Origin of the sequence: Roseateles flavus (genome assembly GCF_039872765.1) — a bacterium.
Classification (GTDB): domain Bacteria; phylum Pseudomonadota; class Gammaproteobacteria; order Burkholderiales; family Burkholderiaceae_C; genus Roseateles_B; species Roseateles_B flavus.
The window spans coordinates 1-11,254 of the sequence record NZ_JBDPZC010000027.1 but is presented as its reverse complement, the minus strand read 5'-3'; the positions used below and the strand labels follow the sequence as shown (position 1 = coordinate 11,254).

Annotated in this window: 10 protein-coding genes and 1 pseudogene; all 11 read left to right on the top strand. The window is 57.0% G+C overall.

Annotation, left to right across the window (positions count from 1 at the left end):
• Positions 1 to 190: 190 nt before the first annotated feature.
• Positions 191 to 529, top strand: a pseudogene (locus ABDJ40_RS24450) (integrase core domain-containing protein); the annotation flags it as partial.
• A gap of 377 nt (positions 530 to 906) precedes the next feature.
• Positions 907 to 1,845 carry a hypothetical protein gene (locus ABDJ40_RS24445; protein ID WP_347613699.1) on the top strand — a complete coding sequence of 313 codons (939 nt, stop codon included), beginning with the start codon at positions 907 to 909 and terminating at the stop codon, positions 1,843 to 1,845.
• Positions 1,846 to 1,847: 2 nt separating this feature from the next.
• Positions 1,848 to 2,978: a DGQHR domain-containing protein DpdB gene (gene dbpB / locus ABDJ40_RS24440; RefSeq protein WP_347613697.1), complete on the top strand. Its 1,131-nt coding sequence runs from the start codon at positions 1,848 to 1,850 to the stop codon at positions 2,976 to 2,978.
• The gene (gene dpdA, locus ABDJ40_RS24435) at positions 2,975 to 4,273 is read left to right on the top strand and encodes a tRNA-guanine transglycosylase DpdA (RefSeq protein ID WP_347613694.1); all 1,299 of its coding nucleotides are present in this window, start codon (positions 2,975 to 2,977) and stop codon (positions 4,271 to 4,273) included. The genes dbpB (ABDJ40_RS24440) and dpdA overlap by 4 nt, the downstream gene beginning before the upstream one ends.
• The gene (gene dbpB, locus ABDJ40_RS24430) at positions 4,270 to 5,346 is read left to right on the top strand and encodes a DGQHR domain-containing protein DpdB (protein WP_347613692.1); all 1,077 of its coding nucleotides are present in this window, start codon (positions 4,270 to 4,272) and stop codon (positions 5,344 to 5,346) included. The genes dpdA and dbpB (ABDJ40_RS24430) overlap by 4 nt, the downstream gene beginning before the upstream one ends.
• A 13-nt stretch (positions 5,347 to 5,359) precedes the next feature.
• Positions 5,360 to 6,061, top strand: a complete 702-nt coding sequence (gene queC / locus ABDJ40_RS24425) for a 7-cyano-7-deazaguanine synthase QueC (RefSeq protein ID WP_347613691.1) — start codon at positions 5,360 to 5,362, stop codon at positions 6,059 to 6,061.
• A complete protein-coding gene (locus tag ABDJ40_RS24420) occupies positions 6,058 to 7,152 on the top strand; it encodes a 6-pyruvoyl trahydropterin synthase family protein (protein WP_347613690.1) in 1,095 nt (364 codons plus the stop codon). Before queC ends, ABDJ40_RS24420 begins: the two co-directional genes overlap by 4 nt.
• A gap of 298 nt (positions 7,153 to 7,450) precedes the next feature.
• Entirely contained in the window at positions 7,451 to 8,134 is a 684-nt protein-coding gene (locus tag ABDJ40_RS24415) for an HNH endonuclease (RefSeq protein WP_347613687.1), read from the top strand.
• A complete protein-coding gene (locus tag ABDJ40_RS24410; protein WP_347613685.1) occupies positions 8,128 to 9,243 on the top strand; it encodes a DGQHR domain-containing protein in 1,116 nt (371 codons plus the stop codon). Before ABDJ40_RS24415 ends, ABDJ40_RS24410 begins: the two co-directional genes overlap by 7 nt.
• Positions 9,244 to 9,435: 192 nt before the next feature.
• On the top strand, positions 9,436 to 10,386 hold the full coding sequence (locus tag ABDJ40_RS24405; RefSeq protein WP_347613684.1) for an IS481 family transposase: 951 nt from the start codon (positions 9,436 to 9,438) through the stop codon (positions 10,384 to 10,386).
• A 50-nt stretch (positions 10,387 to 10,436) separates the two neighbouring features.
• Positions 10,437 to 11,156: a hypothetical protein gene (locus ABDJ40_RS24400; RefSeq protein WP_347613681.1), complete on the top strand. Its 720-nt coding sequence runs from the start codon at positions 10,437 to 10,439 to the stop codon at positions 11,154 to 11,156.
• The last annotated feature ends 98 nt before the right edge of the window (positions 11,157 to 11,254 follow it).

Here is an 11,254-nt window from a genome sequence, read left to right as displayed (position 1 = left end):
CTCATGACGGTCTCCTCGGAAGGTGGGGTCTCGAACATACGCCCGAGGTGCGGGGCGGACCATCTCATTAATGGTGAGCCCGCTGGCTCGGCGCGCCCAGGTCGCCTTCGCTCGCGAGCGAGGTCTGAGTCTGCGCCGGGCTTGCGGGCTGATCGGCATGTCGCGCTCTACGCCCAGCTACGAGCCTCGGCTGAGCTTGTACGGCGCGCCACTGTTCATGCGCTCGGACAACGGCCCCGAGTTCGTCAGCTTGGCCATCCTGGACTGGATCGCAAGCTCCGGCATTGCCACGGTGCTCAACGATCCCGGCAAGCCCTGGCAGAACGGCACCGATGAAAGCTTCAATGGCAAGTTCCGCGACGAGTGCCTGTCCCGCGAATGGTTCCGCTCACGTCGCGAGGCCCGCGTCGTCATCGAAACCTGGCGCCAGCACTACAACGAGGTCCGGCCACACAGCAGCCTGCAATACTTGACCCCGGTGGAGTTCAAACAGCAACTCCGCCAAGACCTGCAACCCGCCGTCTTCTAGGAATTACTGTCTCGATTAACCCGAGCAGGTCACCGTCAATGAGCCACATCGGAGCTGCTGTCAGTTCGTTGCTGAAGTCGGCCGCAGCTAGCGGATGCGCGCTTCTTGGTTGAACTGGCCCTCGTAACCCTCGTCCCACCCTAGGAAATTCAGAATCGACGCCTTGGCGGCATCCATGGCCGGGCTGGTCGTGTTCCGGTAGAGCGCCTGGCTGTGCACCAGCTTGGCATTGAGATTGGCGCGCCTCAATTGAGCAGTTGACCGCAATAGCGGGCGGGATCAAAAACTGTAAGAAGCGACGCAAGACAGCGGCTGGCAACTGTAGAATTCAAACAAGCTCCTGACGCAGTTATTTGCCAAACTTTGAGACGATCCCCTTGAAAACTGCGCACCCAGCGATCATCATTACGAACTGCACTGGCAGGAAACTGCACTCCGGCGGAGTGGCGTTCAACGATCTCACCTCCGGCTTCTCGTCGATAGACGCATTGGCTGGAGCCTGGCGAAAGGCTTTGCTAGCGACGGGGCCACGCTACGTCGCCAGGTCGCTCTACGGCGGCCGGTCATTTCGCGAAGCGGAGTTGGTGGCCGAGTCGCTCGAAGCGCCGCTGTATGTTGTATCGGGCGGCCTTGGGCTGACTTCGGCCGAAGAGCTTGTCCCGGCCTACGACCTGACCGTGTCGGCGACGGGTTCCACCATCCTGCCGGTTTTGCAAGATCTTGGGCTGTCTACGTCGCACTGGTGGGCCTCGCTCAACGAGAGCCTAGGCAAGCCCGCACCGATTGCCTCCTTGTTGAGAAGCCGGCCGAAGGCAACCGTGTATGTAGCTATGCCCTCCACTTACCTCGGCTTGATAGGCGATGAACTGGCTGCATTGCCGAAGTCAGATCAAGCTCGCCTTCGCATCATTTCTTCGCCGGCTTGGCAGCGTGACGCACCCGCCGCACTAGCCAAGCTGGCGTTGCCATACGACGAGCGTCTCGAGACGACAGAGTTTTCTGGAACGAGGACCGACTTCCCCCAGCGCGCTTTGCGTCACTTCATCCAAGCAATACGGGGTAACGCCCTCTCTCTCGCCGAGGGCCGCTCCGCCGTTGAAGCGGCGATGTCCCGCCATGCCCTGAGAGTTCTCCCGGAGCGACAGAAGCGTACTGACGACGAGATCCGCGCCCTGTTGAGGCGTCATTGGCAAACCAACAATGGTTCCGGAGATCGACTTTTGCGAGTCCTACGAGACGATCTACTAATCAAGTGCGAGCAATCTCGCTTCCGGAAGCTATGGCAAAGCGTACGCGCTGAAATGGAACGAAGCTGATCATGGCATCCGCCTCAGAAGAAATCATCGTCCGCGCCCTGCACACGCTGCAGGGCGATGGTCTAGACGTCTATGCCTTCTTCATCAATGGCTCGGACATCATGCGAGTCGCAGACATCACCCGCCTTGAGCGGGACCAGGCGGACAACCTCAAGGGCTTCCAGCGTCCAGAGATTCGAAGCCATGTGAAGGGCATCGCCGACTATCTGCTCCAAGGCGACGTGCTGTTTCCTAACGCGATAATTTTGGCGTTGTCACCGGCAGTGAAGTTCGCGGCGTCCCGAGGAACGAAGCCAACGGGAGACCAAGGGCTTGCGCAATCCGGAACGCTCACGATCCCTCTGTTCAAGGAAGGCGAGCGAGTCGCTTGGATCGTCGATGGTCAACAACGTTCGCTGGCGCTGTCGCAGATCGGAAGCAAGACCATCCCTGTGCCAGTCATCGGTTTCGTATCCGATAGTTTGGAGATCCAGCGAGAGCAGTTCATCTTGGTGAACAAGGCGAAGCCCTTGCCGTCCAGGTTGATCAATGAGTTGCTACCGGAAACACGCAGCGTCCTGTTCCCGCGCGAACTGAGTCTACGAAAGCTGCCGGCGGAGCTTTGCAGCCTGTTGAACCGCGACAAGTCGTCGCCGTTCCATCAGCTGATCAAACGTGTGTCCGACAAAGGCTCCTTAAGCGGAGCCGTGGTGACAGATTCAGCGGTTATCACCATGATCAAGAACAGCATCAACAACCCGTTGGGTGCGCTGGCTCCCTACAAAGGTGGTCCACGCGATCCGGCGGACGTCGAGAGCATGTACCGCATCTTGCAGACCTACTGGACTGCGGTTCGCGACGTGTTCAAGGAGGCCTGGGGCAAGGATCCGCGACACAGCAGATTGATGCACTCCGCGGGCATCGAAGCAATGGGCGTGCTGATGGACCGCATCTTTGCCCGCATGTCAGGGCCCAACGAAGATTTGAAGGCGGTCAAGGTTGAGCTTGAGAAAGTCGCGCCCGTGTGCCGCTGGACGAGCGGGCAATGGGACTCGCTTGGGTTGGCCTGGAACGAGATTCAGAGCACTCCCAAAGACATCAAGAAGTTGCAGGACGCGCTGGTTCGCGCCTATGCGAGCAGCGCCAAGACATGAAATTTCTCTATTCAGACACGCAGGACTACGTCGATCCCGACTACGACTTTCTAAACGATAGGAGCGCACCTGGCCGCGAGCGCTACTGGGGTGACCTGTATGCCCACGAACTCATGACTCCTGCCCCGTATGACGGGCTGCTGCTTTCGATGAGCGCTATTCGACAGGCGGTCGGTGTGGCCTCGTCCAAAGTTCGCTACTCAACGTCGGAAGAGCAGCGCCTGCTTCGCATTGGCGCGCGGAAGTTCCTGCGATATGAAGGGCCTCAATACAAGGATTCCATGCTCATGGGTGACTGCGGGGCGTTCGCCTATGTTGAGCATGAACGCCCTGCCTACTCGCCTTCTGAGGTTGTTGAGTTCTATCTGGACGCAGGCTTCACCCATGGCGTTTCTCCAGACCACATCATCTTCGACTGCGATACAGACAATCCTCCAGCGTCTGAAGTCGATGCGAACGTGATTGAGCGTTACGGCATTACCCAAAAGAATGCCGAAGAGTTCTTGCGACTTGTCCGGCTCGAAGGGAACGAATTTGAGCCTATGGGAGCAGTGCAGGGCTGGTCGCCTCAGAGCATGGCTCAGGCAGCCAAAAGCCTGGAGAAAATGGGCTACCGTTACCTCGCGATTGGTGGCCTGGTTCCTCTGAAGGTCGATGTGATCCATCAGGTTCTTCATGCCGTTAGAGCTGCTATCAAGCCCAGCACAAGCATCCATTTGCTGGGATTCGCGAAAGCGGATCACATCCACGAGTTCGTACAGCACGACATCACTAGCTTTGACTCCACGTCACCGCTGATCCGGGCGTTCAAAGACGCCAAGCGGAACTACTACATCGAATCCCCCAATGGGGGTCTTGACTACTACGCCGCGATTCGAATTCCCCAGGCGATTGAGAACGCCCGCTTAGTGCAGGGCATCAAACGAGGCATTTTCAGCGCCGAGGATTTGCAAAAAAGAGAGCAGTTGGCGCTCAACACATTGCGCTCGTACGACAAGAGCCAAGCTCGAGAAGAAGACGCGCTGGAAGCAGTGCTGGACTACCAGCGGTTTCTAACCCTGGGTGACGACAAGATCACTGACGAAGAGCGTTCAAGGGAACTGGCGAAGAATCGAGTTCAGATTGCCAGAACTTTGCGTGATCAGCCATGGAAGCAATGCCGCTGTGACGTCTGTAGCGCCGTGGGCGTAGAGGTAATCATCTTCCGAGCAAGCAATAGAAACAAGCGTCGTGGCTTTCACAACCTCGGCGTCTACCACCGACACCTTCAACGAACTCTGTCGAACGCCAAATGAAGACGTTTAAATACAAAGCCGTGCGCGCGCGCCAAGCGCCGGAACACGATGTGTTTTGCTTTGCCGCTCACCCTCACGATGTCTTGAAATTTTCGGAAATTGAACGCGTGGGGCGAGATGAAGCGGGGGAATTGAAAGGCTTCCAGCGACATCAAGTTGCTTCACACATCAAGGAGATTCGCGACTACATGGGACGCGAGGATGCGCTGCTGCCGAATGCAGTCATCGTTGCCTTCATTGGTGGCGTCTCACTTCGTGAGTTGGGCGACGGTCTAGTCGAAGTCACAGTGCATGTGGATGCTGAGAAGCCAGGATTTGTGGTCGATGGCCAGCAACGCCTCTCTGCGCTAGCGGGCTTGCAGAAGCCGGACTTCCAAGTTTTCGTTTCCGCCCTCGTCTGCAAGGACTACAACGAACTTAGACAGCAGTTCGTTCTTATCAACAACACGCGTCCGCTTCCCAAGACGCTGATCTACGAACTTCTGCCGCAAGTTGAGGGGCTGCCTGAGCGCTTCACAAACCGAAAATTTTCGGCTCGCGTGGTTGATCGACTGAACTACCTTCGAGGCGGCGCGTTCTATCGCGAGATTCGCCAGCACACAAACCCGGCCGGTGTCCTGAGCGACGCTGCAATGCAGCGACTCGTGATGAACTCTGCGGCCCAAGGCGCGATACGAGAGTTCATCCGCTTTGACGACTACGAAGATCGATCCGTGCAGTTGCTGAACGAGTTCTTCGAAGCTGTGCGGTCTGTTTTTGGTACGGAATGGGTCGGCATGAGCCCCCGTACCTCGCGCATTCGCCATGGAGCAGGGCTAGTCGCGTTGGGCTTCGTGATGGAGCACCTTTACAGCAACTCCGGTGCGACGACCAGGCAGGATTTCGAGCCAGGCCTGAAGCTGCTTCGGGACAACGGGCACACGGCCTGGACCAGCGGTCAGTGGCGTCTTAGCGATGACGATGTGCGTCCATGGAACGGCATCCAGAACACACCAACGGATATCGATTTGCTTTCCAACCATCTAGTCCGATGCCTAAAACGTGAGCTGCGCCGCGTCCGCCGCGCAGCCTGAACTGGAGCACGCCATGAACCGCCGCGCGCTCGTCCTCTTCTCTGGTGGACAAGACTCGACAACTTGCCTTGCCTGGGCCTTGGATCGCTACGAATATGTTGAAACGATTGGGTTCGACTACGGACAGCGGCATGCCGTCGAGTTGGAATGCCGAACCCAGGTCATCGCGAGGCTTCGCAGCGAGTTCCCAGAGTGGGGATCCCGACTCGGCCGCGACCACATGCTGAGTCTTTCCGTTCTTGGCGAGATTAGCGATACGGCGCTAACCAGCGAGCGGGCCATTGACTTTGACAAAAATGGTTTGCCCAACACTTTCGTACCGGGCCGCAACTTACTGTTCTTCACCTTTGCCGCGACAGTGGCATACCGGCGAGATCTGCAAGTGCTAGTGGGAGGCATGTGCGAGACGGATTACTCTGGGTACCCGGATTGCCGTGATAACACCCTGAAGGCGCTGCAACTCGCCATGAGTCTGGGCATGGACAGCCCCATGGTTGTCGAGACGCCGCTGATGTGGCTCAACAAGCAAGAAACCTGGCAACTCGCCCACACGCTCGGTGGCCCCGGACTGCTGGAACTAGTGCGCCAGGAGACGCATACCTGCTACCTCGGCGACCATACCACCTGTCATGAGTGGGGCTACGGCTGCGGAACCTGTCCGGCGTGTCAACTGCGTGCGCAAGGGCATGACACCTACATGCGAGGCCAGCCATGAGCAACGCCACCTATACCGTCGCCTCGTGTCGGCTTGAGTCCGCACGCCGCGTCAGTGTGCTTCCTCGGGACCACAAGTGCCGGCATGTCCATGGCCACAGCTTCCTGATCACCGTCTTTGCCGAATTTCCGGTGGACTGGGCACCGTTTCCGGGTGGCGAAGTCTCTGAATTGCAGCGTCGCCTGGCAGCATGCGTCGCGCCACTGGACTACCAGTTTCTGAACGAATTTCTGGAGCAACCCACCGACGAAAACATTGCGCGCTGGGTGCGACAACGTCTGGATGTGCCGGGCATCGACCGAGTGGCGGTGCAAAGTACGGCGAACCAGGGAGTCGATCTGGATGCACAGGGGCATGCTCACGTCTGGCGACGCTACCGCTTCCAGGCTGCACATCAACTCCCCAACGTGCCGCTTGGGCACAAATGCGGACGCTTGCACGGCCATGGCTTTGAGGTCATCGTACATGCCGATCAAAACGTGGGGGACCGCGACCTCAGCATTGACTACGACCATCTCGATGCCATCTGGGCTCCGTTCCACCACGAACTGAACTACCAATGCCTCAACGAGATCGAGGGCCTGAACAATCCGACGAGTGAGGTGATCTCAGCTTGGCTGTGGCAGCGCCTAGCGCTTGTGCTGCCAGAGTTGTCCTGGGTGACTGTGTTCGAAACGGGCAGCTGCGGCGCGAACTTCGATGGCGCGCAGTACCGGATCTGGAAGGAGTTCACTCTTGATAGCGCGGTGCAATATCGACGTGCGCCTGCCGATGCACCCCAGGCGCGGATCCATGGGCACACCTACACCCTACGCTTGCATCTGACTGCGCCGTTGGATGCCATGATGGGATGGACCGTCGACTTTGGCGACGTAAAGGCGATCTTCGATCCCATATTCAAGTCACTCGACCACCACCCGCTGCACCAGTTGGCTGGGATCCCTGACTGCGACACGGCAAGCCTTGCGACCTGGATTCAGAAGCAGGCGAGCAAGAGACTGCCTCAACTGGTCCGAGTGGACCTCTATGAAACCCAAGGTTGTGGCTCAATCGCTACCGCTGATCAAGCTGGGCCGGCCCTGCCGGTGTGAGGCGTGACGTACACCTTGGCTGCGCTTGAGTATTGCCAAGCGCATCCTAAATGGCGGCTTTCGGTCCAACTGCACAAGGTCCTTAACATCTGGTAATCCGGCCTTGCATTTGACCAAAGGAACATGGAACGTGACCGACTTTTTCAGTCAGGTAAAGCCGAGCACCGCTGGGGAGCGCCTATTTCAGCGACTCGTTGTCCACGGAATGAAGGACCTCAGGTCGAGTCGCCTAGGACAGCAAAAGTTTGTTCGCCTTACCGGGCGCGGAGCACCCTTTGGGACGTACCTTGAAGGCTCGATGATCGCCTTTGCCTTCAAGCGCATCATGAAGGCATCGCACGGCATCTTTCGCGACAAAGCAGTTGATCGCACGATCTGCAACGCCAGGCTCACCACCACGTTGCGCGAGTGGTTCGGTTGGTTGGACAGGGAAGATTTGGGAGTCCTTGTGCGAGACACCTTGCGTGCAAAGGATGCCTCGGACAACCCGATCCCCAAGAGTATCGAAACTGAAATTTGGCATAAGCGCCGAATCCACAAATGCTGTTTCTGTGGAACTACGCTGACCGCGGATTCAGACTCAATCGTACGGGACGTTCAAGGGAACAGGGCTACGCTGGAGCATGTGTGGCCGTCTTCTCTCGGCGGCGACTCAGTTTCGGACAACCTTGTACCCGCATGTGCCCGATGCAACCAAGTGAAAAGTGACCTCGTCACTTGGGAACAAGGAAGCGTCCATGAGTTCATCTATCCAATCGACTTCCATTTAAGTGACTATCTCCCTCGCCTGCCTCTGGCTCAGAAGATTCTCCTTCAGCGTCGGGCGGTGGTGATGCTCGCACAGCGCGAGAAAATCAGCTTAAAGCACGCGCTATTGGCAGTCGGTCCGTTCGGCGACTTGAAGCCGCTAGATGCTGATGACACCTGGGACATTTTTAACACTCAGAATCACCTTGACTCACTAGGGGAAGTTTTGTGGTAAAGAAGAAAACGACTACGCTAGATTCGATTGAAGCAAGCAAGACCTATGCTTGTACGTTCTTCTCCCAGCGTAACAACGACGCTGCGCCTTCATTCTGCGTTTTTGCTGCATCAGCGGGCGATGTGCTGGAATGGTCCGATATCGAGCGCCTGGGGCCTGGTGTCCAAGGAGTACAGCGGCGTGAAAACATTGCCAAGCGCAGGCAAATTTCTAAGTTCTTCGAGAACGAGGCCAACACAATTCCGACTGCTATCGTCATTGCGCTCGACCAAAGCAAGGTCTCCGCAGATGAAAATCAACTGACCATTCCAATCACCAGTGGGCCTAAGAAGCCGGGTCTGGTTATCGACGGCCAGCATAGACTTCTCGGAATTTCTGACTTCGACAAGAACGTCAAAGTTCCGGTGGTTGCCATCATGAACGCCACAGACACTGAGAAGGCGTTTCAGTTCCTCGTAATAAACAATAAAGGCTCAAAGGTTTCTCAGAATCACATTAAGGCGCTTGCGCTGACCTTCAAGCCAAAGGACCTCAGCCAGAGATTAAAGGCAGCGAAGATCGCGCTCGACAGCGAACGACTCGGGCATGTGGAGATCATTAATGGCGCAGGCAGTCCGTTCGCAAACCGTGTCGACTTTCCGACAACCAAGGGCAAACTAAAGAAGATTGTTCCCGAAGCCTTCGAGAGATCTCTTCAATATATCGAGTCACTAAATCTCCCCAAACTCGATGATCACGACGTCCAGCGTGACTTCTTCGTTGCGATCTGGAAAGCAATAGTAGCCGCATGGGGTGATGCAGCCTTTTCCGATAACTGTAAACTTACCGAGAAGGTCGGCATCATTTGCATGAGTCGATTCGTTGTGGATCGCCTTGCGGCGATGGCCGACCTAGATGAACTAGATCTAGACCTCTCCGACTTTGCAGAGGTGGCAAGTCAAGTGACGAAGCTGCTCAAACGGCAAACGATCGAATTTTGGAATGCAAAGTGGAAGGGATCTGGCTACGACACAGCCCTTGGCCATACAAAAGTTCTGGAAGCGCTTGTCCGAATTTCACGGAACATTAAGGATGGCCGTGAGTGGGAGGCCGATGTGGATATCGTCTAGTCGACTGAACCACGAGAGTTCTAGGGTATGTAAGGCCCCTTTCGGAGCAACCGCCAGACAGGACTTGTATACCGCGCATGTCGACGAACACTAGGTGTGAAGCTTCAATAGGTTGTATCCGGTGTTCATCCGGATTGGGTTTGAGAGACTGGAAGTCGCCAAACACCCAATCCACTCCAGAGCCAACACCGGATGAACAGCCATAAGCATGCCCGACTTACGTACGCCCGCCGCATCGAGATGGTCAAACAGATGACCACAGGCGGTCTCAATGCCCCTGAAGCTGCCGCTGCGCAAGGCGTGACGGCGCCCACTGCCAGGAAGTGGCTGGGGCGCTATCTGGCCGGCGGTGAGGCAGCGCTGGGCGATGCCTCGTCGCGTCCGGCGCACTCGCCGCGTAGCATCGATCCGGCCAAGGCACTGCTCATCGTTGAACTGCGACGCAGGCGCATGTTGCAGTCCAACATCGCACGCAGCGTGGGCGTGTCGGCCTCGACAGTCAGCCGCGTGCTGGCACGAGCCGGACTGTCCAAGCTCAGCGACCTGGAGCCCGCACAGCCTGTGGTGCGCTACGAGCGCGAGGCGCCAGGCGAGCTGCTGCACATGGATACCAAGAAGCTCGGCCGCATCGTGCGCCCGAGCCACCGTGTCACAGGCAATCGGCGCGACTCGGTGGATGGCGCGGGCTGGGAGACGCTGTTCGTCGCCATCGACGATCACGCCCGGCTGGCCTTCACGGCCATGCATCCGGACGAGAAGAAGGTGCAGGCGGTGCTGTTCCTGAGAACCGCCGTGGCCTACTACGCCAGGATGGGGGTCTGCGTGCAACGGCTGCTCACCGACAACGGCTCGGCCTTCCGCTCACGCGAGTTCCGCCAGGCCTGCCTGGAGCTCGGCATCAAGCACTCGTTCACCAAGCCTTACCGGCCCCAGACCAATGGCAAGGCCGAGCGCTTCATCCAGTCGGCTCTGCGCGAATGGGCCTATGGCTGGACGTATCAGAACTCGGCCCAGCGCACTGAGGCCTTGGCCCAGTGGCAGCATCACTACAACTGCCACCGTCCGCATAGCGGCATCGGCGGTCTGCCGCCCATCTCCAGGCTCAGTTCGTCAGGAAACAACCTCTTGACGCTTCACAACTAGGGCTTGCGTGGACGAGATGATCTCTCGATCGTGCGCATGCCGGATACAGAATGAAACTTCGCCAGATTTGTCTACCAGCAGAGGCGTTCCTGAAGATCCCGGACGCGGAAAGAGCTCTCTTGGTCGCACTGGGCCACGCGCTCAACGAGTTCAACATCTTCAACCGATTGCTTATCGCATCCTCTCACTTCGATGACGAGCCAGTGCAGGTTGCGTACGCCCAGTCGATCCAGATGTACTCGATCACCCGAGTCCTCGTTGGAAAAATTCTAGAGGCATGGAACGCAATTGATGTTGGATTCTTCAGATCAAAGCTTTCAAAGAAGTACGTCTCAAGGTTGAACGATGACCAAGCACAATCCCTCGATCGGCTAAAGAAATATTTCTCAAAGCGAAATGCCATCGCAGATATAAGAAATGGTCTCGCATTTCACTTTTCTATAGAGTCCGCTGGCACAGCGCCTAAGGAAGAGATGAACGAGCACGACCTTTCACTTTATATTGGCGAATCGAGGGGAAATTGCCTCTATCCGTTTAGCGAGACGATCTTCAACACTGAACTAATGCGCATAACGAACTGTGCAACGATGCGGGAGGCGTTTGCCAAGGTGATCGATGAGGTCAATGCGGTTGACAAACCTCTGCACGAATTCGCTGAAGGGGTCATGGCTCTAATTCTTGAAGACTACATTGGCGGGGCCGTGCTGAAACAATTTAGCACGACAGTCGAAATCGGAATTTCCGGGTCCCTAGGTGTGAAGCTTCAATAGGTTGTATCCGGTGTTCATCCGGATTGGGTTTGAGAGACTGGAAGTCGCCAAACACCCAATCCACTCCAGAGCCAACACCGGATGAACAGCCATAAGCA

What these genes read in the sequence shown, in the direction of transcription:
- queC (WP_347613691.1), top strand. Translation starts at nt 5,360, where the DNA reads ATGAACCGCCGCGCGCTCGTCCTCTTCTCTGGTGGACAAGACTCGACA.
- dbpB (WP_347613697.1), top strand. Translation starts at nt 1,848, where the DNA reads ATGGCATCCGCCTCAGAAGAAATCATCGTCCGCGCCCTGCACACGCTG.
- dpdA (WP_347613694.1), top strand. Translation starts at nt 2,975, where the DNA reads ATGAAATTTCTCTATTCAGACACGCAGGACTACGTCGATCCCGACTAC.
- ABDJ40_RS24415 (WP_347613687.1), top strand. Translation starts at nt 7,451, where the DNA reads ATGATCGCCTTTGCCTTCAAGCGCATCATGAAGGCATCGCACGGCATC.
- ABDJ40_RS24420 (WP_347613690.1), top strand. Translation starts at nt 6,058, where the DNA reads ATGAGCAACGCCACCTATACCGTCGCCTCGTGTCGGCTTGAGTCCGCA.
- ABDJ40_RS24400 (WP_347613681.1), top strand. Translation starts at nt 10,437, where the DNA reads ATGAAACTTCGCCAGATTTGTCTACCAGCAGAGGCGTTCCTGAAGATC.
- dbpB (WP_347613692.1), top strand. Translation starts at nt 4,270, where the DNA reads ATGAAGACGTTTAAATACAAAGCCGTGCGCGCGCGCCAAGCGCCGGAA.
- ABDJ40_RS24405 (WP_347613684.1), top strand. Translation starts at nt 9,436, where the DNA reads ATGAACAGCCATAAGCATGCCCGACTTACGTACGCCCGCCGCATCGAG.